A 26,135-nucleotide genomic window follows, 5' to 3' on the forward strand; every position below is an offset into this window, starting at 1 on the left:
AGAGCCTGCAAAGGCGTAGGGCGCTGAGCGCCAATCGAGTCATGGAGGAAATCCGGCGCTGAGCGCCGCTTGGGCATCGAAGCCGGGCCGACATGTCGCGTCGCCCGGATACACGATCGGCGACGGCGCGGGCCGACACTCTCTTCTCCGTCGGCGGGTCCGCCCACGACCAGTCATGATCGGCAGGATTCCAACTGGTATACAAAATGTAATATGTCTGAACCCGGCCGGCCGCGCAACAGATTTGCAGCCGGACCGAGAGAGTCACGCCGGTTGTGTGACTCCGGGCTGCGTCGCCTCGCCCGTCTCACCTGCCGTCAAGGCTTCCGCCATGCCGCGGGCGATCTCGCGCTCGCCCATGATCACGGCATCTGCGCCGAGGCTGCGCAGATGCTCGACCTCGGCATCCGAATGCGCCCGGGCGATGATCGCGATGCCGGGATTGGCGGCCCGGGCCTGGCCGACGATCTGGCCGGCCTCGAAGGCATTCGGGACGGCGACGGCCAGCTGCCGGGCCCCCGGCAGGTTGGCCAGCGCCAGCACCTCCGGCACGGCAGCGTTGCCGATGATGGTCTCGATCCCGGCCTCGCGCAGCCGCGCCACCGGCTGGTCGGCATCCTCGATCACCAGGAAGGGCCGGCCGGCCGCCTGCAGCGCCGCGCCGATCAGGCTGCCGACACGGCCATAGCCGACCAGGACGACGTGATCCGCGAGCGCGGTCGGCACCGCCGGCTCGGCCAGCGTCGCCGCCTCGGCCGGGGGCGGTGCTTCGGGCGCCGCCGCAACCTCGGCCGGCGGCACCTCTTCGGACGGTGCGGCCGGCCCCGCACGCTCGAGCAGCGGCCGCAGCTTGCCGAAGGCGGTGAACACCACGGGATTGAGCAGGATCGACAAGATCGCGCCGCCCAGGATGAGATCGCGCCCCGCCTCCGGCAGCAGGCCGAGCTTGACGCCGAGCTCGGCCAGAATGAAGGAGAACTCGCCGATCTGCGCCAGGCTGGCGGAGATGAGGAGTGCCGTCGATACGGGATGGCGGAAGAGACGGACGATGACGAAGGCAGCGACCGACTTGCCGATGACGATGATGAACACCACGGCCAGCATCGGCAGCGGATCGCGCCACAGGCTGGTCGGGTCGAACAGCATGCCGACCGAGACGAAGAACAGCACCGCGAAGGCATCACGCAGCGGCAGCGTCTCCTGCGCCGCCGCGTGGCTCAGCTCGGATTCGCTCAGCACCATGCCGGCGAAGAAGGCCCCGAGCGCCAGCGAGACTCCGAACAGCTTGGCCGAGCCGAAGGCGACGCCGAGCGCGATCGCCAGCACCGCCAGGCGGAACAGCTCGCGCGACCCGGTGTGGGCCACATAGTGGAGCACCCAGGGGATCACCCGTCGGCCGACCACCAGCATCAGCGCGACGAAGGCGGCGACCTTCACCAGGGTCAGCGCCAGGATGCCGCCGACGCCGAGGTCGAGGCCGAGGGAGACGGCGAGCGGATCCGACCCGAGGTCGACGCCGCCATTGACCAGCCCGGCCAGCGCCGGCAGCAGGACCAGCGCGAGCACCATCGCCAGGTCCTCGACGATCAGCCAGCCGACGGCGATGCGGCCGCGCTCGGTCTCCACCAGCCGGCGCTCCTGCAGCGCCCGCAACAGTACGACCGTCGAGGCCACCGACAAGGCCAAGCCGAAGACCAGGCCGCCGGCGACGGTCCAGCCCAGCATCAGGGCCAGGCCGAGGCCCAGCGCCGTGGCGAAGCCGATCTGCACCACGGCGCCGGGCACGGCGATCGCCCGCACCGACAGCAGGTCCTTCAGCGAGAAGTGCAGCCCGACGCCGAACATCAGCAGGATGACGCCGATCTCCGCCAGCTCCGGCGCCAGGGCCTGGTCGGCGACGAAACCCGGCGTGTGCGGCCCGACCAGGATGCCGGCCAGCAGATAGCCGACCAGCGGCGGCGCCTTCACCCGATGGGCGAGGGCACCGAAGATGAAGGCAAGGCCGAGGCCGGCGACGATGGTGGCGATCAGGGGGGTGTCGTGGGGCATGGATGCGCCTCGGCCTCCGGAGCAGAGATGGTCGGGGATGCATCGGCCGGGCCGACACGGTGCCTATCATTTATGAACGAAGGGGCCGATCACAACCTTTGATATGTGGTGTTACGAGATTTTCTCCGGCCTCGAGCCGAGACGGCGCCGTTGGCCGTCAGCCCGGGCTGTGCCCGGCCAGGCGCGGCAGCAGCCGGGCCCAGCCGATCATGCCGTCGCGGAACCGCTCCAGCCGGAAGAACTCATTCGGCGAGTGATAGTCCTCATCCGCGGTCGAGAAGCTGAAGAACACCGTCTCGATCCCCAGGATGCGCCGGAAGACGGCACCGATCGGGATGGTCGCGCCCATCGCCACCCGCAGCGGCGGCTGGCCGAACAGCTCGCCCAGCACCGCCTCGGTCAGCGCCAGCACCGGCTGGTCCGCCGGCAGCGAGAAGGCCGGCGAGCCCGGGCCGTGGCGGCGGATCTCCAGGCGATACCCGGCCGGGGCGTGCTGCCGCAGATGCGCCTCGATCGCGGTGAAGACCCGCTCCGGATCCTGGCCGGCAACCAGGCGGCAGGAGATCTTGGCGCCGGCCTCGGCCGGGATCACCGTCTTGGTGCCGGGCCCGCCATAGCCGCCGGTGATGCCGTTCAGCTCCAGCGTCGGCTTCAGCCACTGCCGGACCAGGAGGTCCTCGGCCGAGGGCATGGGCTGCGGCGCCGGCGCGCCGATCGCCGCGAAATAGCCCTGCGGGTCGAAGCCGGCGGCGCGGATCGCCTCGATCAGCTTCGGGTCCGGCGGCGAGATGCCGTCGTGGAAGCCGGCGACCGCGACCTCCCCGGCCTCGTCGTGCAGCGTCGACAGCAACCGGGCCAGGGCCGGCAGCGGGTTCGGCGCGCTGCCGCCGTGCCGGCCGGAATGCAGGTCCTTGCCGGCGCCGTGCAGCTCGAGCTCCAGCGCCAGCATGCCGCGGCTGGCCACGGTGACGGTCGGCAGGTCGGGGCGCCACATCGCGCCGTCGGCCGACAGCACCACATCGGCCGCCAGCCGTTCGGCCTGCGCCTCGACCAGCGCCTCGAGATGGGCGCTGCCGCATTCCTCCTCGCCCTCGTAAAGGAACTTCAGGTTCACCGGCAGCCGGCCGTCGCGCTCCAGGAAGGCCTCGGCCACCAGGATCGGGATCAGCGACGGCCCCTTGTCGTCCGAGGCACCGCGGGCATAGAGGCGGCCGTCGCGGATCTGTGGATCAAAAGGCGGCGAGGTCCACAGCCCGACCGGATCCGGCGGCTGCACGTCGTAATGGCCATAGACCAGCACGGTCGGCGCACCCGGGGCGTGGCACCATTCCGCCGCCACCGCCGGATGGCCGTCGGTCGGCAGGATCTCGACCTGCTCCAGCCCGGCCCGCACCATGCGCTCGGCGATGAAGCGGGCCGCCCGCTGCACCTCCGGCGCATAGGCGGGATCGGTGCTGACGCTCGGGATCGAGCAGTACTGCTTCAGCTCCTCGACATGCCGCTCGAACCGGTCCAGCAGCAGGGTTTCGACCGTGCCCATCGTCTCCGTCCATGCATCGCCGCCGGCCGGCCAGCCGACTCGAAGCGAAGCACAGCACGGCGCGGGGGATGCCGTCGACCCTGGGCGGACAGGCTTGCCAGAGCGACCCCGGGCGTCGATGGTAGCCCGGTTCTGAATCCGGCCCGATCGACGATCCGACACACGCCGCCATCGCGACGGCCGCGCCCTTTCGGAGGATGGAGATGAAATACCTGCACACCATGGTCCGCGTCACCGACCTGGAGCAGTCGCTGCACTTCTACCGCGACCTGCTGGGCCTGAAGGAGACCCGCCGCAGCGAGAACGAGAAGGGCCGCTACACGCTGGTCTTCCTGGCCCCGCCCGGGCAGGAGGACGCGCCGATCGAGCTGACCTACAACTGGGACCCCGAGGTCTACACCGGCGGCCGCAACTTCGGCCATCTGGCCTACGAGGTCGACGACATCTACGATTTCTGCGACCGGCTGCAGAAGGCGGGCGTCACCATCAACCGGCCGCCGCGCGACGGCCGCATGGCCTTCGTCCGCTCGCCCGACAGCATCTCGATCGAGATCCTGCAGAAGGGCGGCGCGAAGCCGCCGGCCGAGCCCTGGCTGTCGATGCCGAACACCGGCGCCTGGTAGGCCGGACGAGGGGACGATGAGACCGGCGCCATCGCTTCGCATCGCCGTCCTCGCGGCGCTGCTGTCGGGCTGCGCCGGCCAGGCCGTCCCCTCTCCCTCGGTTGCCGCAACGGACACGCCGCTGCGCTGGAAGGCGCTGCTGGTCGCCGGCGACGACGCCGAGCCGGTGTTCGACAACGGCGTCGACGCGCTGCGGCACAGCCTGCTGTCCTTCGGCGTGGCGCCGGCCGATGTCGCCGTGCTGAAGGCCGATGCACGGCAGCCGGACGCAGTCGCGACCAAGGCGAATTTCGATCGCGCGGTGGCCGGTCTGGCCGGGCCCGCCGGAACCGGCTGCTTCGTCTATCTCACCTCGCACGGCATCGAGGGCCGCGGGCTGTTCGCTGCCGCCGAAGATACGGTGATCCCGCCGACCTATCTGGCCCAGGCCCTGGACGGCGCCTGCGCCGGCCGGCCGACCGTCCTGGTCACCTCCGGCTGCTATTCCGGCATCTACGCCGACACGCCGGCGCTGACGACGCCGGACCGCATCGTGCTGACGGCCGCCCGTGCGGATCGGCCGTCCTTCGGCTGCGGCAGCGGCGACCGCTACACCTATTACGACCAGTGCTTCCTCGCCTCGCTGAAACGGGGTGCGGCCTGGACCGCGATCGCGACCGAAGTCTCCGGCTGCGTCGCCCGGCGCGAGCGTGCCAAGCACTTCCAGCCTTCCCAGCCGCAATCCGCCTTCGGTCGCGACGTCGCCGGGCTGACGGCGTTCTGACGTCAGCCCCTCACCGGCCGCCGCATGAACAGGCGCGGGATGATGTCGATGCCCTTGGCGGCGATCATGTCGCGGATCGCGCCGAGGCCGGGGCCCAGCGCCTCGTCCGGCATCGGCAGGAAGCCGAGCCGGGCGTAATAGGGCGCATTCCAGGGCACGTCGCGGAAGGTCGACAGCGTCAGCTCCGGCAGCCCGCGGTCGCGCGCGACGGCGTCGAGTCGCTCGATCAGCGCCGCCCCCAGGCCGCGACGGGCATGGTCCGGATGGACGTCCAGCTCCTCGATGTGCAGCGTGCCGTCGACCTCGCTGAACAGGGCGAAGGCGACCGGCCGGTCGGCGGCATCGGCCACGACCAAGAGCCGCCCCTCCCGGGCCCGCAGCAGGACCTCCTGGCGCTCCGCAGGGTCCAGCGCCGCGATCTCCGGCAGGCCGACCTCGCGGAACTGCGACGCTGCCGCGACCTCGATGGCGCGGACGATCTCGACCTCGTCCGGGCGTCCCGGGCGGATGCGATAGGGTGCCGCCGCCGTCATGCGCTCAGCTCGGCGCGCTGTTTGCCCTCCGCCGCGGCGTCGCCGGCATAGGTGCCGGCGGCCAGCGCCAGATGGCGATGCAGCAGCGCCGCCGCCCATTCGACCTCGCCGGCCTCGAGCGCGTCGAGGATCGCCAGATGCTCGCGGCAGGACTGCTCGACCCGGCCCCGCGGCAGCTGCACGAAATCGGCGTATTCCTGCATCCGGCGCAGCGCGTTCTGCTGCCGCACCGCCTGCAGGAAGAAGCGGTTGCCGGACGAGGCCGCCAGCATCTCGTGGAAGGCGGTGTTGACCCGGAACCATTCTTCGGTGCCCACGCCCCCCGCGGCCCGGGCCAGGATGTCCTCATGCGCCCGGCGCAGCTGCTGCAGCCGGTCGCGGTCGACGCGGAAGCCCGGCTGCCGCAGCGCCGCGCATTCCACCACCATGCGGAACTGGTAGCTCTCGTTCACCGCCTCGTCGGTCTCCAGGCTGTCGACGAAGCGCCAGCCATGACCGCGCTGACGCTGCACCAGCCCTTCGGCGGCGAAGCGCATCAGCACCTTGCGCACCACGCCGCGCGAGGCGCCGTAGCGCGGGATCAGCTCCGCCTCCGACACCTCCTGCGGCAGGCGGCCATTGGCCCGGTCGGTCATGATCGCGACATAGACCTCCTCGCCCTCCGAGCGCGGGATCAGCTTGGCGATCTCATCGTCCCCTGGCCGGCGCAGCACGACGAAGCCGCGGCCGGACGCAGCCTCCAGCACCCCCTGCGCCACCAAGAGGTCGAGCGCGCCGCGGATCGGCGAGCGCGAGACCCCCAGCGTGCGGGCCAGCGCCTGCTCCGACACCCGCATTCCGGGCCCCCAGGCTTCGTCGCGCATCCGCTCGACGATCTGCCGGGCCAGTTCCAATTGCAGCGGGCTCGCCCGCTCCGCCGCTTCCGCCGCTGACACGCTGTGCTCCACGCTGTCCTGCCCTCCATGATAGCAATCGCGCGGCGCGGGAAAAGGGCGTGCGGCGAGCGTGTAAAAATCTTTCGACTTCGCAGCATGCCTCAAAAATGTGTTTTTCGTCTCCATAAAGCGCATTACGGTGTGGCCATCCGATGACAACGGGTCCCCGATCATGACGCCCTTCCCCTTCGTCGACATCCACGGCACGCCGCGCGAGCGCGGCCGGCAATACGGCGCCGCCGCGGCCGACCGCACCCGCAAGAGCGTCGAGGTCTATGCCCGGCAGCTGCGCGATCTCGGTTATGACTGGACGCAGATCCGCGGCTTCGTCGCCGATTTCGTGCCGAAGATGGACGCCTTCGCGCCGGAGCTGATCGAGGAGATGCGCGGTATCGCCGAGGGCGCGGAGCTGGACTTCGAGGCGGTGGCGCTGATCAACTGCCGCACCGAGGTGATGCAGCTGGCGCACCGGCGGAAAGGTCTGGTCGAGGACGATCCGGATGGCTGCACCGGCGCCGTGATCATGGGGTCGGCCAGCGCCGACGGCCAGTTGATCCACGGCCAGAACTGGGACTGGCGGGCCGAATGCGCCGAGACCGCGATCGTGCTGCGGGTGCGGCGCGAGGACGGGCCGGACGTGCTGACCTTCACCGAGGCTGGCGGCCTGGCCCGCAACGGGCTGAATTCGGTCGGCACCGCGATCACCGCCAACTATCTGGAATCCGACCGCGACTACAAGCTTGGGGTCGGCGTGCCGCTGCCGCTGATCCGCCGCAAGGCGCTGGAGCAGGAGCATTTCGCCCTGTCGATGCGGATCGTGGCGACGACGCCGAAATCCGCCTCGAACAACATGATCCTGAGCAATGCCGGCGGCTTCGCCATCGACTTCGAATGCGCGCCGGACGAGACCTTCGCCCTCTATCCCGAGGACGGCCTGCTGGTCCACGCCAACCATTGGCGCAGCCCGGTGGCGCTGACGAAGCTGAAGGAGGCCGGCATCCCGAGCTCGCCCGAGAGCTACTACCGCGACTGGCGGGTGCAGCAGCATCTCGAGGCCAAGCGCGGCCAGCTGACCGCCGAGGACATGAAGGCCGCCTTCTTCGACGATTTCGGCGCGCCCTACGCCGTGTGCCGGCCGCCGCGCCCGTCGTCGCGGAACAACCTGTCGGCCACCGTGGCGATGGTGATCATGCGCCCGGCCGAAGGGACGATGGAGGTGGCGCCGCTGCCTGCCCTGAACCGCACCTTCACCACCTACTCGCTCGACCTGTCCCGCCGGACGAAGAACGCGGCCTAACGCGGTCCGGCTCGTGCCAATGCCTCAACACAGGGAGGCCCTGTTGACCCGTCTTTCCCTTCTTGCGCTCGCGGCGGCGCTCGGGCTGTCCGGTACGGCCTGGGCGGCGCCGCCCTCCGACACCATCCGCGTGCAGCTGAACGGCGACCTGCGCAGCACCGACCCCGGCACCAAGCGCGACGACAACACCGATGCGGTGATCCTGCACGTCGTCGAGGGCCTGGTCGCCTATCGCGAGGACGCCACGGTCGGGCCGATGCTGGCCGACAGCGTCGCCGTCTCCGACGACGGCAAGACCTACACCTTCACGCTGCGCGACGGCGTCAAGTTCCAGAACGGCGCGCCGATGACCTCGGCCGAGGTGGTGTGGAGTTGGAAGCGCTGGCTCGACCCCAAGACCGAATGGCGCTGCCTGCCGGAGTTCGACGGCCGCGGCCGGATGAAGATCGAGTCGGTCGAGGCGCTGGACCCGAAGACGGTGGTGTTCAAGCTGAACACGCCGAGCGCCCTGTTCCTGACCACCATGGCCCGGACCGACTGCGCCGAGGGCGCCGTGATCCATCCGGATTCGGTCGGGCCCGACGGCAAGTGGATCGCGCCCATAGGCACCGGCCCGTACAGGCTGGAGAAGTGGGAGCCCGGCCAGTACGTCATCCTGAAGCGCTTCGCCGACTACGCCTCGCGCGGCGGCGAGCGCGACGGCTACACCGGCGGCAAGCAGGCACTGGCCGAGACCGTGCGCTTCACCATCATCGGCGACCCGGCGGCGGCGAAGACGGCGCTGCTGGCCGGCGACATCGACCTGGTGCCGGATGTCAGCGTCGCCGACAAGGCCGAGATCGATGGCCAGAAGGGTGTGCGCACCGAGCTGACCCAGACCCTGTCGATGAGCGCGATCCTGATCCAGACGCGCGATCCGCTGCTGAAGGATGTCCGCCTGCGCAAGGCGCTGGCGCTGGCGATCGACAACACCCAGATCGCCCAGGCGGTGACCCAGGGCACGTCGCCGCCCAACCCCTCCGTGATCCCGGCCGCCAGCCCCTACTACACCGATGTCGAGCGCCAGGGCTACGGAGCCGATGTCGAACAGGCGAAGGCGCTGCTGGCCGAGGCCGGCTACACCGGCCAGCCGATCAAGATGCTGGTCAACCGCAAGTACCAGAGCGTCTACGACACCGCGATCCTGGCCCAGGCGCTGGCGCAGCAGGCCGGCATCAACATCGAGCTCGAGGTGCTGGACTGGGGCGCCCAGTTGGACCGCTACACCAGCGGCCAGTACCAGACCATGTCCTTCAGCTACTCCGCCCGCATGGACCCGGCGCTGAGCTACGAGATGGTCTCGGGCCCCAAGGACACGCAGCCGCGCAAGGTCTGGGAGAATCCGGAGGCGCTGAAGCTGATCCAGGACGCGATGGTGACCAGCGATCCGAAGCAGCGCCAGGCGATCTTCGACCAGCTGCACAAGCTGCAGATCGCGGACGTGCCGCTGATCGTGACCTATAACGGGGCCGAGATCGCCGCGCTGTCCGACCGGCTCGAGGGCTACAAGCCCTGGGTGGCGTCGAAGCCGCGGCTGTGGAACGTGGCGATCAAGAACTGATCCGCTCGGGGGAGGCCGCGATGCTTCGCTTCCTGCTGCAACGCCTGGGCATGGCGGTGCCGACGCTGCTGGTCGTCGCCGTCATCGTCTTCGCCATGATCCGGCTGATCCCGGGCGATCCGGTGACGCTGATGCTGGGCGACATGGCGGATCCCTCCGCCGTCGCCGACCTGCGCCGGTCGCTCGGCCTCGACCAGTCGATCCCGGTGCAGTTCCTGTATTGGCTTGGCAACGCGCTGTCGGGCGATTTCGGCCATTCGATCAGCACCGGCCAGTCGGTGCTGCCGCTGATCATCGACCGGTTCTCGGTCAGTGCCAGCATCGTCCTGGTGGCGGTCGCCCTGGCCAGCCTGGTCGCCGTGCCCGCCGGCATGATCGCCGCTTGGCGGCAGGACAGCCCGCTGGACCTGGCCGTGATCTCCGGCGCCACGCTGCTGCTGTCGATCCCGAGCTTCTGGCTGGGCCTCTTGCTGCTGCTGCTGCTCGGATTGAAGCTGCAATGGCTGCCGGTGATCGGCTACGTGCCCTTCGGCGAGGATGCCGGCGCCGCCCTCTTGTACATGATCATGCCGGTGGCGACGCTGGTGCTGGTCGAGACCGGAGTGATCATCCGCATGGCGCGGGCCAGCACCATCGAGGTGATGCGGCTGGAATACATCACCCATGCCCGGGCCAAGGGCCTGTCGGAGAGTGCGGTGCTGTGGCGCCACGCCTTCCGCACCGCCTTCGCCCCGACCTGGACGCTGATCGGGCTGATGCTGGGCAACCTCTTGGGCGGCATCGCCGTGGTCGAGACGGTGTTCACCATCCCCGGCCTCGGCCGCCTGCTGGTCGATTCGATCTATGCCCGCGACTATCCGGTGGTGCAGGGCTGCCTGCTGTTCGTCGCCGGCATCTATGTCGTGGTCAACCTGATCGTCGACCTCCTGTATCCCCTGTTCGACCCGCGGGTGACGGCATGAGCGTGCAGGCCCATTCCCCTTCCGCCGTTGCCGGCCCGCGGCGCCGGATCCGCGCCAATGCGGCGATCGGCGGGCTGATCATCGGCGTGCTGGTCGCGACCGCGCTGCTGAGCGCGGGGTGGACGCCCTACGACCCGCTGAAGATCGACATCCTGTCGCGCTTCAAGCCGCCGTCGGCCGCGCATTGGCTGGGCACCGACGAGTTCGGCCGCGACGTGCTGAGCCGGGCGATGAGCGGCGCCGCCACCAGCAGCTGGATCAGCCTCCTGACCGTCGCCACCGCGGTCACCGGGGGCACCCTGGTCGGGGTCCTGACCGGCTACATGCGCGGCTGGGTCGACCGCATCATCATGGTGTTCAACGACGCCCTTCTGGCCTTCCCCGGCATCCTGCTGGCGCTCGGCATCATGGCGGTGCTCGGCGCCAACAAATACGGCATCATCCTGGCCCTCGGCCTGGCCTACATGCCCTCGGTCGTCCGCGTGGTGCGCGGCACGGTGCTGTCGATCCGCGGCCGCGAATATGTCGAGGCGTCGCAGATCATGGGCAATTCCGAGCTGTTCACCATGGCCCGGCACGTGCTGCCGAACTGCATCGCGCCGCTGACCGTGCTGGCCACCAGCATGTTCGGCTGGGTGCTGCTGTCGGAAAGCGCGCTGTCCTTCCTGGGCCTCGGCGTGCCGCCGCCGGCCGCGACCTGGGGCAACATGCTGGCCGCCGCCCGGCCCTATATCGGCACCGCGCCCTGGCTCGGCATCTTCCCCGGCCTGTGCATCTCCCTCACCCTGCTCGGCATCAACCTGTTCGGCGACGCGATCCGCGACCGCCTCGACCCCAGGATGCAGCGATGAGCCCCCTCCTCTCGGTCGAGCACCTGACCATCCGCGCCGGCGACGGCGGCCCGGTGGTGGTCGACGACCTCAGCTTCGCCCTGCCGGCCGGCGAGATGCTGGCGCTGGTCGGCGAATCCGGCAGCGGCAAGACCATGGCGGCGCGCGCCGTGCTGGACCTGCTGCCGCCGCCGATGCAGCGGATCGGCGGATCGGTGCGCTTCGACGGCCAGGACCTGGCGGCGCTGCCGCCCAAGGGTCTGCGGAAGATCCGCGGCGCCCGCATCGGCATGGTGTTCCAGGAGCCGATGGTGTCGCTGAACCCGGCGATGCCGATCGGCCGGCAGATGGCCGAGGCGCTGAAGCTGCATCTGCGCCTGGACGATGCCGAGATCCGGCGCCGGAGCCTCGCGATGCTGGAGCGGATCCGCATCGCCGATCCGGAGCGGTGCCTGTCGGCCTATCCGCACGAATTCTCGGGCGGCATGCGGCAGCGGATCATGCTGGCCTCGGTGATGCTGACCAAGCCGGCCCTGCTGATCGCCGACGAGCCGACCACGGCCTTGGACACGCTGGTGGCGCGCGAGGTGCTGGACCTGATGGTCGAGCTGACGCGCGAGAACGGCACCGCGGTGCTGATGATCAGCCACGACCTGGCGATGGTCGCCCGCTACGCCCGGCACGTGGTGGTGCTGCAGCGCGGCCGTGCCGTCGACGGCGGCCCGACCGAGCAGGTGCTGCTGAGCCCGCGCGACGACTACACCCGCAAGCTCCTGGACGCGCTGCCGAAGCGCGGCCCGGCCCGGCCGCCGGTCGACCAGAGCGCGCCGCTGATCGCGGTCGAGGACGTCACCATCGACCATGCCGGCCGGCAGCGCCTGTTCTCGCGCACCCCGCCGAAGCGGGCGGTGGACGGGGTCAGCCTGGCGATCCATCCGGGCGAGACGGTGGCGCTGGTCGGAGGCAGCGGCAGCGGCAAGACCACGCTGGGCCGCGCCATCGTCGGCCTGCTGAAGCCGACCGCCGGCTGCATCCTGTTCCGCGGCCGGGACGTCCACGCGGACCGGCATGATGCCGCGGCGCGGGACCATCGGCTGAACTGCCAGATGATCTTCCAGGACCCCTACTCCTCGCTCGATCCCCGGATGAAGATCGGCGCCATCGTATCCGAGCCGCTGCGGCTGGCGCCGGAGATGTCGGCGCAGCAGAAGGCCGACCGGCTGGCCGAGACCCTGGCCGATTGCGGCCTGTCGCCGGATCACGCCCGGCGCTATCCGCACCAGCTGTCGGGCGGCCAGCGCCAGCGCGTGGCGATCGCCCGCGCCATCATCCGCCGCCCGGCCTTCGTCATCGCCGACGAGCCGGTCTCGGCGCTGGACATGACGGTGCAAAAGCAGATCCTGGAGCTGTTCCGGGCGTTGCAGGAGCGCTACGGCTTCGCCTGCCTGTTCGTGTCGCACGATCTGGGCGCGGTCGAGCAGGTGGCGGACCGGGTGGCCGTGATGCAGGCCGGCAAGATCGTCGAGGCCGGACCGCGCGACACGGTGTTCGACCATCCGCAGCACGACTACACCCGCGAGCTCTTGGCCGCGGCCCCGGCCCTGCACCGGCTGGACGGCGGCGGCTTCGAGCTGAAGGGCCGGCGCATCGCGGCGGCTTGAGAGACCGCCTGTAAATGCACCTGGTGCGGCCATCTGGAGACGGGCTTGAGCGCTTCCGGTGCTCACGGACTTGACGTCCGCTGCGCTCCGGCTCTCGAAACAATCACCAGCCGACTCACACCAGCGCATTTCCAAACGGTCTCTGAGGCCTCGCGCAGCGAGACCGGGTAAGGGCGGGTCCCCGGACGAGGACCACATGGCCGCGCTCGCCGTCCGACCTGGCCCTCCGCCTCTTGACTTCGCCACATCATGTAACATCTATGGTTACATGAAACGCGACAGCCGATTGTCGGGCGTGCTCCATGTCCTGCTGCACATGGCGGAGCTGGATCGCCCCGTGACCTCCGAGATCCTGGCCAAGGCCATGACCACCAACCCGGTCGTGATCCGGCGGATCATGGCGGGCCTGCGGGACCAGGGCTATGTCCGGTCGGACAAGGGGCATGGCGGCGGCTGGAGCCTGGCCTGCGACCTGTCGCGGGTGACGCTGCGCGACGTCTACGACGCTCTCGGCCGCCCGTCCCTGCTGGCCGTCGGCAACCGCACGGAGTCACCCGGCTGCCTGGTCGAGCAGGCGGTCAATGCGGCCCTCGGCCAGGCCTTCGACGAGGCCGAGGCGCTGCTGCTCTCGCGCCTCGGCGACGTGACGCTGGCGATGCTGAGCGCCGATTTCCACGCCCGCCTCGTCGCCCGCGGCGGATCCCACGACCTGGAGACTGTTCATGCGACATGACGCCATCGTCATCGGCGGCAGCTTCGCCGGCCTCACCGCGGCGCTCTATATCGCCCGGGCCCGGCGCTCGGTCCGCGTCATCGACGCCGGGGCGCCGCGCAACCGCTTCGCCGCGCATTCGCACGGGGTCTTCACCCAGGACGGCAGCGACCCGCGCGCGATGATCGCCACCGCGCGGTCGCAGGTCGCGGCCTATCCCACCGCCACCGTGGTCGAGGGAAAGGCCGTCGAGGCGGCGCGGGAGGCGGACGGCTTCTCGGTCCGGCTGGAGACCGGCGAGGTGCTGGAAGGCGCCCGGCTGGTGCTGGCCTTCGGCCTGTCGGACGAGCTGCCCGCCATCCCCGGGCTGGCCGAGCGCTGGGGCGTCTCGGCGCTGCACTGCCCCTACTGCCACGGCTTCGAGTTCAGCGGCCGGCCGCTCGGGGTGCTCAGCACCTCGCCGATGTCGGCGCATCAGGCCATGCTGATCGCCGAATGGGGGCCGACGACGCTCTATCTCGACGGCGGTCCCGAGCCCGACGAGGAGACGTCGGCCGAGCTGCGGCGGCGCGGCGTCGCCGTCGAGCCGGCGCCGGTGCGGGCCCTGCACGGCGACGGCGCCGGCCTGTCCGCGGTGGAGCTCGGCGACGGCCGGACGGCGGCAGCGGCTGCGCTCTATCTCGCCCCGCGCACGCGGCTGAACAGCGGCATCGCGCAGCAGCTGGGCTGCAAGCTGGAGGATGCCCCCACCGGCCCGATCATCCGCACCGATCCGCAGAAGGCGACGACGGTGCCGGGCGTTTTCGCCGCCGGCGACATCACCCGCGGCGCCCACAACGCGACCTGGGCGACCGCCGACGGCGTCATGGCCGGGACCGCCCTGCACCGCTCGCTGGTGTTCTGAGCGCCCTCCGCGACGTCGCCCGGCCGCGCGGACGCCCGCCCCGCAGCCGAACGCCGAGCTTTCACCCGTCCGAACCCGCTGTATCCCGGGGAACATCCGAAGCGGTGCGGCTCCTGCATTCTGGTTCCGGTCTTCATCACACCTCGACCGACAGACAGCACGGAGCCGAACCCATGAAAACGTGGACGATCACGGGACCGGAGGTGCCGGCACTGGCACGCTTCGACCAGGCGATGAGAGCCTACATGACGCAGCACGATGTGCGTGCAGGGTCGATCGCCATCACCAAGGACGACCGCCTCGTGTTCTCCAGAGGATACACCTGGGGAGACCCCGACTATCCCGTGACCCGGCCGAACAGCGTGTTCCGGATTGCGAGCTGCAGCAAGCCGTTGACCAGCATCGCCATCTATCAGCTCGTTGAAAAAGGCCTGATGGGACTGGACGACAAGGCACAGGCGATCCTCAACCTGAAGACGCCTGCGGGAACGGCACCGGCTCTCGATCCGAAGCCGAATTCCGACAATCAACCCGGGCATTACTGGCCGGCCGTCACGATCCGTCATCTGCTGGGACACCGGGGCGGGTGGAACAGAGACATCAACGGCCATAACGATCCCGTCAATCGCGATGTCGAAGTGGCCGCCGCCTTCGGCCGATCCGTGCCGGTGACGAAATACGATGTCGCGTCGTTCGGCGTCGCCCAGCCGCTGCAGTTCTGGCCGGGCACGGACTCGCATTACAGCAATTTCGGCTACAGCATTCTCGGCCTGGTGATCGAGAAGAAGACGGGAAAGCCTTACGAGCAGGCGTTGCTCGAATCCGTTTTCGTCCCGGTCGGCGTGGGGCGCCCCCGCATCGCGTTCAATCGCAAGGAAGAACGGGCCAAAGGGGAAGTCTTCTATCACGACGCGGCCGAGCGCACCGGCCCCAGCATGCTCGAGCCATCGCAGCCGATGGTCGAATTCCCTTACGGCGCCGAGAACTTCCGGAACTACGATTCGTTCGGCGGCTGGGTTCTGGCCGCGCCGGACTACGCCAGGGTCCTGTCGCAGTTCAGCCGCGGCAGCGACAATCCGCTCCTGAAGACGCCCATCGGCAAGATGCTCGGCTGGCAGCAGGTTACGTCCGGCGGGACCACCTACGGGCACGGCGGAGTCATGCCGGGAACCGCCAGCGCCGTCATCTATCGTCCGGATGGTCTTTCGATCACCGTCCTCTGGAACAAGAACGGCCCCGCCACGCTCGCTTTCGAGTCAAAGACGATCAACCATGCCGATTTGTGGCAGCAGTTGCTCGATGAAGTGAAGCAGAGCGATTGGCCGGCGCATGATCTGTTCCACACCGAGTGGGGCCTCTCCGACTGGCACGGATGGTATGGGCTCGGCGGATCGATCGTCGATGCGCCTGCGGTCGTGGTCTACGGCCCGGATGCCCACGACATCTATGTGCGGGGAACGGACGACCGCCTGTGGCAGAAATGGTGGGATGGCAAGCGCTGGAATCCCTCCGACGAAGGCTGGGCGCCGCATGACGACGGCGGCTTCCGCCTCGGCAGCGCGCCCGCCGTGATCGCCAGAGGCAATGATTTCCGGGACGTCTACGTGCGCGGCCAGGACGGCAAGGTCTATCACAAATACTGGAACGGCAAGACCTGGACCGGATGGTTCGGGCTGGGCGGATCGATCGTCGGTGCCCCTGCCGTCGTCGTCTACGGCCCGGACGCCCACGACATCTATGCGCAGGGAACGGATGGCCGCCTGTGGCAGAAATGGTGGGACGGCAAGCGCTGGAATCCCTCCGACGAAGGCTGGGCGCCGCATGAGGACGGCGGTTTCCGTCTCGGCAGCGCGCCCGCCGCAATCGCCGAAGGCAAGGATTTCCGGGACGTCTACGTGCGCGGCCAGGATGGCAAGGTCTATCACAAATACTGGAACGGCAAGACCTGGACAGGATGGTTCGGGCTGGGCGGATCGATCATCGGCGCCCCTTCCGTGGTCGTCTACGGCCCAGACGCGCACGACATCTATGTGCAGGGAACGGACGGCCGCTTGTGGCAGAAATTCTGGGACGGCAAGCGCTGGCACCCTTCCGACGAAGGCTGGTCGCTGCATGACGACGGCGGCTTCCGCCTCGGCAGCTCACCTTCGGTGATCGCCGAGGGCGCGGGCTTCCGCGACGTGTACGTCCGCGGCAAGGACGGCAGGATCTATCATAAATACTGGAACGGCAAATAGATCACCGCGAGAAAGCATCGACCGAGGTGTCGCTTCGGTCGATGCTCATATTCTTTCGGATTTATTTGGGAAACTATATTCCAGGCGACGCACACCCTGCCCTCAGCGGAGATGGACGGTGAAGAAGCGCTGCAGCCCGGCATTGTACAGCCAGACCAGCTCGAACCGCGGGCCGACGCCGTTGTCGAGCCGGCCCAGGGCGCCCAGCGCCGGCAAGCCGACGTCGAACAGGGCCGCGGCCCCCGGCGGCCAGTCCATCCCGAACTCGAAGTCGAGCCCCGCCCCGCCCTTGCGCGGGCGGTAGATCGCCATGCCGCCGCCCAGGGCGGAGTACAGGCAGAGCGCGCCGCGCCCGTGCACCGACAGCCCCGCCGCATGGGTCTGGAGCCCGCGGATGAACTCCGGCCCCGCCGTGAAGGTCTCGGTCAGCATCGATGCGGGCGCCGGCCCGGACGGGAGGCGCAGCGCGGCGATGGCGATCGTCCGCTGCGCCGCGTCCACGCCGGCCAGATAGGGCAGGCCGTCGATGTCGACGACCGCGAGGCCGGACAGCAGCGGGCGCCAGGGCGCCAGGGTGCCCGCGCGGCTGGAGGCGATGGTGTTCGGAATGGCGACGCCGGCGCTGAAATCGATCTCCTGCAGCGCCAGCTCGCCGGTGATGCGCCCGTAATGCAGCACGTAGAGGCCGCCATCCAACTCGAACGGCACGACATGCGAATAGCCCGGCACGGGCGCCGAATGGGTCGCCAGGACGAGATCGAGCCACGGGTTGGTGCCGGGGGTCGGGAACAGGTCGATCCGGTAGATCACCCGCTGGTCGGTGAACAGGTTGGTCAGCAGCAGGTAGCGGGCGACGCCCTGCGCCAGCACCGCCATGGCGGTGAAGCCGCCGGTGATGGTGACGTCCCGGATCGGGGTCAGCACGGGCGAGCCGCGATCGGCCAGGCGGCTCACATCGTAGGCGGTGATCCGCCCGCTGGGGGCGTGATAGGCGATCGCCAGGGACAGACCGTTCCCGTCGAACGGGACCATATGCGTCCACCGCTCCTCCGCCACCGCGGCGCTGGTCGCGGCGGTGATCGCATGCGCGGCCAGCCAGCGGTCGATATGACGCTCGCAGACATCGCAGAACAGGGCCTCCCCTTCGCCGCGCATGAGGCAGCCCAGGGCCGGACGGAACAGACCGCAGGACACCTGACCGCCGCCCTCGAACAGCCCGATCGCCCGGGCTGGAAGCGGCGGGACATGCGGCCGCGCCGCCTTGTCCCGGACGCAGCCACCCGGCGGGGACGCCACCGTGGTCGGGATCTGGACACCGGGGGTCAGGGCGTCCTGCCAGGGGATCAGCCCGCGCCGCCGCTGGGCCGTGATGTTGGGTTCGGCAGGCTCCGGCGGGTTGCGGACGGCGTGGACCGGCTCTCCGGGCGCGCCGGTCCGGATCTCGTATTCATCCGCCAGCCCGAATGCTGCATGGCCCAGCTCGTGCACGAAGGTCTCGAACCGGGCGTTGGTGCTGCCGTGCAGTGTCAGGAACGCGACGCTGTCCGGCGCCACGCCGGCAGGGTGCTGGCTGTTCACCAGCACCAGGACGGAGTCGAACGCCGGCAGGCCGGTCAGCTCCCACAGGACGTGCCGCACCGCGGACGCGTCCCCCTGCAGCGACCGCGCGATGCCCGGGTCGAAATGGACGTCGAACGGCGTCCGGTCCCAGTAGCCGGCGGGGGGCGCATGCAGGGGCTGGAGGACGGTGGCGCTGGCCTCGGACCGGCAATCGATGCGGACGATCCCGATCCGGTCCCAGTGCCGATTGAACGGAGGATGGTCCCGCAGCGCCGTCACGATCCCGTCCGCGGCCTCGCGGAAGGCCTGCATCTCGTTGGGCAGGAACCCCTCGGACAGGATGGCGATGCGCAGCGCCAGGGTCCGGTCGAACGGGCTGCCGCGCAGCCAGAAGGCGACCGGTTCGACGCGCTCGATCGGAAGCGGCATGGCGGCCTCTCACCAGGGCTCGAAGACGGCGACGGGGACCGCGGGCGCATGCGGCTCCAGCGTCGCCTGGACCACCAGGCTGCGCGCGGCGGGCAGGATCGGCAGCACGGCGGTGATCGTCGCCCGGTCCGGCGGCGGGCCGGGCCGCGCCATGGGCTCGCCGTCCCCGCCCGGCACCTCCGCGCCCCAGGCCAGCGACTGGCCGAGCAGCCGCCGGAACAGCGGCCGGCCGGTGCCGTCGCGCAGCTCCAGCCAAGTGCCGCTGCGGCCGGCCCAGTCCTGGTCGAGCGGGTCCGACGCCGGCTGCAGGTCCTGGTCGATGGTCTCGCGCTGCACCAGCTGCACCGCCGGCTCGCCGGCCGCCAGGCGGCCGCGGTCGAAGTCGAGCACGACCCGTTCGACGCCGGAGGGCCCGACCAGGTCGAACAGCCCGCCGATCGCCAGCCAGGTCGCCGGGTCGACGATCCCGGTCGCGGGAAGGCCGCGATCCGCCTGGAACGCGGCGACGGCGGCACCCGTGTCGGGGGAATAGTCCCCGGTCTCCGCGAGCGGGCCGGCGTCGGCGACGATGTTGAGCAAGCGCTGCAGCAGCGCCACCGGCGGACCCGCCATCGGCGGATCGCCGAGGCCCGGCTCGAGCACCGGGAAGGGCGCCGCCAGCGCCAGCGCGATCCACGCCCGCGGGTCCAGCCCGCCGGCCTCGGGCAGCAGGGCGGCGGCGCGGAAGGCGCGCACCGCACCCTCGGTCGCCGCCCCGAAATCGCCGTCGATCGCCAAGGGCAACGGCAGGGCCGTCGCGGCGTTCAGCATCGCCTGGGCCAGCTTGACCGTGCCGGAGACCGCGCCGGGCCCGATCTCGGGCACCTCCTCCCAGGCCGGGCCGAACCCGACCAGAGGGCCAGCATAGGACGGCCAGGCCGGCGGCTCCTCCGGCTCCTGTCCCGGCCCGGGTCCGCCGATGCCGATGTCCGGTCCGACCGAGAGATCGGTCGCGATCGCCGGCGGCTCGACGCCGATGAACTCGGCATAGACCAGCCGGGCGGCCGTCGGCGGCAGGAGCATCCACCAGCTCGGCCGCTCGAGGGCGCGCCCGGTCGCCGGGAACCCGGTCTCCCACAGCGGACGCCGCGCCGGCGCAGCCGGCCGGAGAGCCGCCAGCCCGCCCGCCGGGGCGGCAGGCCCGGCGAAGCTCGGCCGCGCCTCCAGCAGGGCCCCGGGCCGCGGCGTCAGGAGTCCGGGGAGGCCCGGCTCCGGCGCGTCGACCTGCCAGGTCTCGTATTCGCGGATCACCAGCCGGTAGCGGCCGGGCGCCGGCACGGCGGCGAATTCGACCAGGCCGGAGAACAGGGCCGACGGGCCGTCGGCGCCCGACGCCTCCGCCGTGACCTTGACGATGGTCGGCGGGGCCGGCCGCCAGCCGAGATCGCCGGCCACGTCGGCGCGGCGCTCCTCCACCGTCACCTCGATCCGGTTGCGCCACGGCACCTCCACGCCGGCCTGCGGCCCGGGGCCGGAGACAACCAGTCGGTAGAGCGCGGGCAGGTCGGGATCGGCGATCAGCACGGCGGAGCGGTCGGGCGCGATCTGGATCACCTGTGCCGGCGCCACCGCCGAGATCTCGGCGCCGGGGATCGAGTCGGGCTGGAACCGCACCAGGGCCAGCCGCACGAAGGGCATGTAGGCGTAGTCCGCCCTCAGGGTGACGTCGGCGTACCACAGCTTGCGGCCGGCATCCCAGGCGACCGCATGCCCGGCGACGTCGACGACGGTGTCCCTCTCCGGCAGCGGCAGCGGCACCTCGCCCATCGTCACCGTGGCGGCGGTCAGGTCTGCCAGGCTCGGCAGGGCGGGAAGCCAGCCCGACCGGCGCAGCGGGTCGAGCCCCCATTCGGTGATCCGCCCGGCATAGCGGTCGCGGCGCTCGAGCGCGTCGGGGGCGGGATGCCCGGCCGGCAGCAGCACCACGCCCAGCAGCTCGCCCTCGCCGGAGGCGTACCAGGGCTGGTCGAGATAGATGCGCAGGCCACGCCCTTCCCGCACGCTCGATACCAGCGTGCTGGTCCGCTCCCGCTGCCAGCCGAAGGTGGGGAGGACCTGGACGATCTTCGGGGCGGGCGGACGCGCGCTGCCGGGCACCGAGACCGTGACCGGATCGCCGGTGCGGGTGAAGTCGAGATCCCGGTCCGCGGGGAAGTCGCCGACGAAGCGCGACGTCGCCACCGCTTCGTACCGCACCAAGCGATGGCGGGTGTCGCCGAAGCCCTGGATCGGAGCAGCGGCCGGGATGGTGTCGGGCGCGATGGCCGGGTCGTCCGGCCCCCTGGGCCGCTCCGGCGCGAAGGACACGCGGTCGGGCGGCCGGATCACCGCCACCCGGCGGCGCCTGGACTCGCGCTCGGCCTCGCTCAGGGTGTCGTCTCCGGCCGCGCCCTGGGCCGGGACCGGCCCGTCCGGCCGGTCGAGCCGCACCGGCTCGACCATCGCCTGGGCCGGCTCGAGCCGGAAGCCCTTCTCGTCCTCGGGGTCGAGGACGACGTCGTCCCAGCGCGCCCGCAGGTCGATCTGGCCGGTTGAGGCCAGATGCACCCGCAGGTCGCCGACCAGCGTGGCGTCGGGCGAGCCCGGCGCCCGCATGGCGACGAGCGGCACGGTCGCCGGCCTGCGCCGCCCAGCGAAGATCGACGGCTGCCGCACGAAGGCGGCCGGAGGCGGGCAGAGGAAGGCCGGGCGCCCGATCGGCTGCTGCACCGCATGGATCAGGTGCAGGGGGATCGACGGCGTCAATGCCCATTGGCCGCCTTCCAGCGCCAGCCGCGACCACTGCGCGGCCAGCCGCGCATGCGCCTGCAGGTCGACCGCCAGCAGGGTGCCGTTCCCATCGTCGCCCCGCCCCTTGGCCACGATCTCCCTTGCGCGCCGGTCCAGGTAGCTGCGCTCCCAGGCCCAGATCGCCATCAGCCCGAGATCGGCATCGGCCAGGGCCGAGCTCAGCCGGGTTTCGCACACCGACGCCTTGGGCAGGGAGACCGTCAGCACGCGGGACACCGGATCCCAGGCCGGCGGCGCGTCGCCGTCGACGGCGACGATGCGGAAGGCCCGGCGGTCCGGCCAGGCCGGGCCGAAGCCGACCTGCAGCACCGGCCCGTCCTCGCCCGCCGGATCGTCGCCGCGGCTGACCAGGCCGCCGGCGCCGGCGAACAGCACCCGCCCCGGCGGCACGCCCGGCAGGAAGCGGAAGGCCGCCGCCCGCGCCAGCGGATCGGGCAGATAGTCGACGGCCAGCTGCGGCCCGTCCTCGACCGGCACGGCCGTCGGCGGGTCGCCGATGGCGATGGTGCCGAGCTTGGCGTCGTCGCGGGCCACCAGCATCGCCAGGGTCGCCGGGTCGCCCCTCACCCGGCCGGCCGCGTCGTCCAGCATGCCGTGGCGCTCGGCCATGTCGACCGATGTCCGCGGCGGCGCGACGTGGCGCTCCTCGACATCGGGACTGGCCGCACCGTCCAGCGACGGGTCGGCGTTGAAGCTTCGGATCACCATGCGGTCGAGCGCCGGCCGGCGCTCCTCCGGCACCTGGCGCAGCACCAGGATCGGGTGCGGCACCGGCTCGTGGCGCAGATAGGGCCGCGCATCCGGCAGCGGCGGCAGCGCCACCGGAAAGCCCGGCAGCGATGCGGGGCCGGCCTCCGCCTCGGTCGGCGGCGGGCTGTTGCCGGCGAGGTCGACGACCCGGGCGCGCATCCGGTAGCGGTCGCCGAAGCGCAGCCGCGGCAGGGAGCGCGGCGTCGGCGTGAAGCTCTGCCGCATCGGGAAGGCCGTCACCGGCAGATCGGCGCTGTCGTCCGGCTTCAGCGGGTCGTGCGCGTCGGTGCGGTGGATCGGCTGCTCCGGCCGCGGCGCCGACAGGCTCCAGCCGGTCCAGCGCGCCATCGCCTCGTGGACATAGAGATCGGTCTCCACCGGGGGCAAGCCCGGGGTCTCGGCCCGGGTCGGGTCCGGCACCGGGCTGGCGGCGGCGAACTGGGAGAAGCCCTCCTCCTCGGCTTCGAAGCGCACCGCCGCGTCCTCGCCGAAGCTGTAGGTCCCGCGCCGGCGGTGCAGCGAGGCCCAGCGGCCGTTCGACGCCGACCAGATGTCGAGCCGCCAGCCCCGGACCAGGTCCGCCGCCCCCAGGACGACGGGACGGCGGCGGCCCGGCCCGACGGCCAGCGCCGCGTCGATCCCGGCCGACCGCGCCAGGGCCTGCACCACCTCCGCCCCGCGGTCGTGCATCGCCAGCGACAGGCCGGCCGAGCGCAGCGACGGCAGCGCACCGTCGACCGTGGGCGCCCCGGCCGCGTGCTGCAGCATGGTGGCGAGCCCCATGGCCTTGGCGAGGGCGCCGTCGAGGTCGAGATCGAGCAGGTGGAACCCGGTCTCCGGCAGCCCGAGGAAGCCCTCGACGATCGTCCGGTCCTCGCCGGGCGCCGCCGCCGCGAAGACGGCCGGCTGCCCGTCCGCGGCCGGCTGGTGGCTGTAGCAGACGGCGGGCGTCATCGGCACGACATCCCGGAACGCCTCGGCCGGCTCGAACCGCTTCACCGCGACGGTCGGGGCCTGCGCCGCGAAGCGCCCGGGCCGCGCCAGCCGGCCGCGGGCGACGGCGTCGGCGGGGACGGTGACGTCGAGGACCAGGCCGAGCGCCCGCGACAGGGCCGGATGGTTGGCGATGGCGGTCAGCGCCTTGTGGAAGTCGAAGACCCTGGACAGGGCCTCGGCCGTGCGCGGGATCGGGTCCGGCGCATCCAGCCCCGGCTGCGGCATGCGGTGGAAGAGGAAGAAGTCCTCCAGAGGGTTGGTGCCTTCAAGCTCGCCCGCTGCCCGATGCTTCTGCCGGCGGTAGCGTCCCTCCCGAAGTTCACGGAGCGTCTCGGCCGTCGGGCGGTCCGACAGGTGGAACCCGTCCAGCAGGTTCCGGGCCTCCCGCGCCCCCGGGAGGCTCCCGGGGCTCCGCTCCAGCATGGCCAGGTATCTCTCCTGCAGGATCGCGAGCGCGTCGCGGGTGCGGTAGGACTGCACCAGCCGGTCGCGCGCATCGTCGAACTCGAACGGGTCGACCGGGGTGTCCTGGCGGAACAGCACCCGCCAGATGTCCGGGCGCCATTCGGCCGGGACCGGCTCGGCCCCGACGCTCGCCGCGCCGAACTGCAGGGTGATGCGGGGCGGCGCCGCCGCGATCCGCGCCGTCCAGTCCAGCATGTCGGGATAGGCGCCGAGGGCGGTGGCGCCGGCCAGGCGCGGCGCCACCACGATCGACAGCGCCAGCCGCCCGTCCGAGGCCAGGCCGTTCGGGATCGCGATCAGGTTCAGGGTCACCGCCATGATCCGGACCTTTCAGGCGAAGGCCGCGGCATAGGCCGCCCAGTCGTCGGCGGTCAGGGCCTTGCCGATGCTGAGATGCTCGCTGCCGGAGGTGAAGCGCCGCTCGACGCTGAAGGACACGGATTTCGAGACGAAGGCGACGCGGATCGACACGGTGACGGTGGCCGATCCCCGCGCCATCGGCGGGTCCGGGTAGTAGCCGAGCGAGATGTTGCATTCGATCGATGCCGTGTAGAGCAGCAGCACCGACACCTCGCCCCCGACCCGGACATAGCCGGTGAGCTCGGCGGTCGTCTCGCCGGCCTCGGATCTGGCGAGGCCGAGATAGATCCCGGCCAGGGAATGGACCGAGCCGCTGGCGATGCCGATGTCGAGCGAGAACATGCCGCCGAACTCGAACATCGCCTCGACCGCGCGGACGCCGCCGGGGTCCAGCACGACCCGGGCGAAGCCGCCGCCGCCCAGCAGGATCACCGAAACCCCGAACGGCTTCTCGCGCGACGAGAAGGCGAAGGCGAAGGTCGGGGAGCCGGTCAGGAACGGCAGCACCAGCGCGGTGTCGATCGCGATGTTGCGGATCGAGAACACCCCGACCGCGGCCGGCGGCACGGCAAAGGCGAAACCGACCTCGACGGCGTCGGGCCGGAGCTTCAGGCGCGGGCCGTTGGCGCCGAACAGGCCCGGCGGCAGCAGCTCGGTGAATTTGTGCAGGAACTCGAGCGCGCCCAGGAACTCGATCGGTTCGGCCCTGTCGAGATCGACCGTGACCTCGGTGCCCTTGCCGGTCTCCGACCGGAACCGGAACCGCTCGAACTTGATCCGGGCCACGCCGGACAGCTCGATCGAGAAGCCGGACAGCGTGCCGGTGATCACCGTCGACGGCGCGGCGATGGGGTCGCGCAGCGGCCTGGCCAGCTCGGCCTTCACCTCCAGCCGGCCGCTGCCATCGGGCTTGTAGGTCAGGGGGCCGACCCCATGCTCCTTGGTCTGGCAGGCCCAGGTCATGGATGCGACCGCCTGCTCGGGGGCGGCTGCATCGGGCTTCAGCTCGGTCTTGATCTTCGGGGCGGCGTCCCCCAACGCGGTCGAGGCGAGGATTTCGCGCAGGGGCAGCACGCCGAACAGTGTGGCGTCGACGGAGGCGAAGGCCCCGTCGAGGTCGAGCTGGCCGAGCGCCGCCTGAGCCAGGTCGCCGCCGATCGGGCCGAAATCGCGCGAGAAGCCCCGCACCGACAGGTTCGGGCAGCTGATGCCGCCGGCCTGGTCGGCCGAGAAGTCGACGCCGAGCGGTTTCGCTGCGATGACCTTCGCGAACACGCCGGCCGCGTCGAAGCCGTCGCCCAGGAACTCCTCCGTATAGGCGATCGCGGTCTCCGCCGGCCGGCCGGTCAGCGCCTCGACCGCCGGCACCCGCACGTTGATCTCACTCAGCCCCGGCAGGGCCCGCTCGAGATCGACGGCGAAGCGGAAGCCGGTGGCGACGAAGCTGGTGGTCTCGACGGCGGCGTCGGACGGGGCCAGCCTGATCTTCGCCGGCCTGGCGCGGGCGGCGGTCCTCTCCCACTGGGCCTCGTAATACCCGGCCACCGCGTCGAAGCGCGGCTTGGGGTCGTCGTCCTCCGGCACGAAGATCAGGCCGATCTCGAAATCGATCGGGTTGCCGGCCCGGTCGGTGCCGGTGCAGGGGAACGGCCAGAAGCCGTTGCCGGGCCCGATCTCGAAGCTGAGGGTCTGGATGCCCCCGTCTTTCGGCCACCGGATCCGGTCAGCCTCTTCCGGCACCTTGATCTTCGGCGTCTGGTCGACATTGATCCGGATGCGGTCGAACGGCATCCCGCGCCCGCCATGGTCCAGCTCGCCCTCGTCGTAGCTGCGCTCGCGCTCGTCGACGAGGATGCGATGGTACTGGCGGAGATAGGCGACCGGGGAGTCGCCGGCGGGTTCGAACCGACGTTCGGTGACCTTGATCAGCGTGGCCCGGTGCATCAGCGGGAACAGCCCCCCGCGATAGGTGGTGCGGACATAGCCGTCGCGCCCCAGGGCCGCGACGTGCCGCCAGCTCGAGAACGAGAGACCGGCCGGCCCTTGCGGCCAGACCCCGCCGCCATCGAGGAAGCCCCCCAGGCTCGACAGGGCCAGCTC

General features: G+C 71.0%; 16 protein-coding genes and 1 pseudogene. 10 read left to right on the top strand and 7 right to left on the bottom strand.

Annotated elements, in window-relative coordinates:
• Positions 1 to 264: 264 nt before the first annotated feature.
• A complete protein-coding gene (ybaL, locus tag ACFW16_RS07280; RefSeq protein WP_380303321.1) occupies positions 265 to 2,049 on the bottom strand; it encodes a YbaL family putative K(+) efflux transporter in 1,785 nt (594 codons plus the stop codon).
• 157 nt (positions 2,050 to 2,206) lie between these two features.
• On the bottom strand, positions 2,207 to 3,589 hold the full coding sequence (locus ACFW16_RS07285) for a dipeptidase (protein WP_380303323.1): 1,383 nt from the start codon (positions 3,587 to 3,589) through the stop codon (positions 2,207 to 2,209).
• 203 nt (positions 3,590 to 3,792) lie between these two features.
• Here ACFW16_RS07285 and ACFW16_RS07290 point away from each other — a divergent pair, with 203 nt between their 5' ends.
• Positions 3,793 to 4,212, top strand: a complete 420-nt coding sequence (locus ACFW16_RS07290) for a VOC family protein (RefSeq protein ID WP_380303325.1) — start codon at positions 3,793 to 3,795, stop codon at positions 4,210 to 4,212.
• A 16-nt stretch (positions 4,213 to 4,228) separates the two neighbouring features.
• A complete protein-coding gene (locus tag ACFW16_RS07295) occupies positions 4,229 to 4,975 on the top strand; it encodes a C13 family peptidase (protein ID WP_380303327.1) in 747 nt (248 codons plus the stop codon).
• 2 nt (positions 4,976 to 4,977) lie between these two features.
• On the opposite strand, the gene ACFW16_RS07300 is transcribed toward ACFW16_RS07295, so the two are convergent.
• Together ACFW16_RS07300 and ACFW16_RS07305 are read right to left on the bottom strand one after the other, a co-directional pair.
• A complete protein-coding gene (locus ACFW16_RS07300) occupies positions 4,978 to 5,508 on the bottom strand; it encodes a GNAT family N-acetyltransferase (RefSeq protein WP_380303329.1) in 531 nt (176 codons plus the stop codon).
• Positions 5,505 to 6,443 carry a GntR family transcriptional regulator gene (locus ACFW16_RS07305; protein ID WP_380303331.1) on the bottom strand — a complete coding sequence of 313 codons (939 nt, stop codon included), beginning with the start codon at positions 6,441 to 6,443 and terminating at the stop codon, positions 5,505 to 5,507. Before ACFW16_RS07305 ends, ACFW16_RS07300 begins: the two co-directional genes overlap by 4 nt.
• Positions 6,444 to 6,615: 172 nt before the next feature.
• On the opposite strand from ACFW16_RS07305, the gene ACFW16_RS07310 reads away from it, so the two are divergent.
• From ACFW16_RS07310 to ACFW16_RS07345, 8 genes are all read left to right on the top strand, one after another.
• Positions 6,616 to 7,740 carry a C45 family autoproteolytic acyltransferase/hydolase gene (locus ACFW16_RS07310; RefSeq protein WP_380303333.1) on the top strand — a complete coding sequence of 375 codons (1,125 nt, stop codon included), beginning with the start codon at positions 6,616 to 6,618 and terminating at the stop codon, positions 7,738 to 7,740.
• 43 nt (positions 7,741 to 7,783) lie between these two features.
• Positions 7,784 to 9,340, top strand: coding sequence for an ABC transporter substrate-binding protein (locus tag ACFW16_RS07315; protein WP_380303335.1), 1,557 nt, complete (start codon positions 7,784 to 7,786; stop codon positions 9,338 to 9,340).
• A gap of 20 nt (positions 9,341 to 9,360) precedes the next feature.
• Positions 9,361 to 10,302, top strand: a complete 942-nt coding sequence (locus ACFW16_RS07320) for an ABC transporter permease (protein ID WP_380303337.1) — start codon at positions 9,361 to 9,363, stop codon at positions 10,300 to 10,302.
• Positions 10,299 to 11,153, top strand: coding sequence for an ABC transporter permease (locus ACFW16_RS07325; RefSeq protein WP_380303339.1), 855 nt, complete (start codon positions 10,299 to 10,301; stop codon positions 11,151 to 11,153). Before ACFW16_RS07320 ends, ACFW16_RS07325 begins: the two co-directional genes overlap by 4 nt.
• On the top strand, positions 11,150 to 12,793 hold the full coding sequence (locus tag ACFW16_RS07330; protein WP_380303341.1) for an ABC transporter ATP-binding protein: 1,644 nt from the start codon (positions 11,150 to 11,152) through the stop codon (positions 12,791 to 12,793). The genes ACFW16_RS07325 and ACFW16_RS07330 overlap by 4 nt, the downstream gene beginning before the upstream one ends.
• 268 nt (positions 12,794 to 13,061) lie before the next feature.
• Entirely contained in the window at positions 13,062 to 13,526 is a 465-nt protein-coding gene (locus ACFW16_RS07335; RefSeq protein ID WP_380303343.1) for an Rrf2 family transcriptional regulator, read from the top strand.
• Entirely contained in the window at positions 13,516 to 14,409 is an 894-nt protein-coding gene (locus ACFW16_RS07340; RefSeq protein WP_380303345.1) for an NAD(P)/FAD-dependent oxidoreductase, read from the top strand. The genes ACFW16_RS07335 and ACFW16_RS07340 overlap by 11 nt, the downstream gene beginning before the upstream one ends.
• Positions 14,410 to 14,582: 173 nt before the next feature.
• Positions 14,583 to 16,646 (top strand): serine hydrolase, encoded by a 2,064-nt coding sequence (locus tag ACFW16_RS07345; protein ID WP_380303347.1) that lies wholly within the window; start codon positions 14,583 to 14,585, stop codon positions 16,644 to 16,646.
• A 102-nt stretch (positions 16,647 to 16,748) separates the two neighbouring features.
• Here the strand turns inward: ACFW16_RS07345 and ACFW16_RS07350 are convergent, their stop codons facing one another.
• The 3 genes and pseudogenes from ACFW16_RS07350 to ACFW16_RS07360 all read right to left on the bottom strand — a co-directional run.
• Positions 16,749 to 18,635: a M64 family metallopeptidase gene (locus ACFW16_RS07350; protein WP_380303349.1), complete on the bottom strand. Its 1,887-nt coding sequence runs from the start codon at positions 18,633 to 18,635 to the stop codon at positions 16,749 to 16,751.
• Positions 18,636 to 18,644: 9 nt separating this feature from the next.
• Positions 18,645 to 23,993 (bottom strand): peptidoglycan-binding protein, encoded by a 5,349-nt coding sequence (locus tag ACFW16_RS07355; RefSeq protein WP_380303351.1) that lies wholly within the window; start codon positions 23,991 to 23,993, stop codon positions 18,645 to 18,647.
• A 12-nt stretch (positions 23,994 to 24,005) separates the two neighbouring features.
• Positions 24,006 to 26,135 (bottom strand): annotated as a pseudogene (locus ACFW16_RS07360) (hypothetical protein); the annotation flags it as partial.

The sequence above is a fragment of the Inquilinus sp. NPDC058860 genome, assembly GCF_042743185.1.
GTDB lineage: Bacteria > Pseudomonadota > Alphaproteobacteria > DSM-16000 > Inquilinaceae > Inquilinus.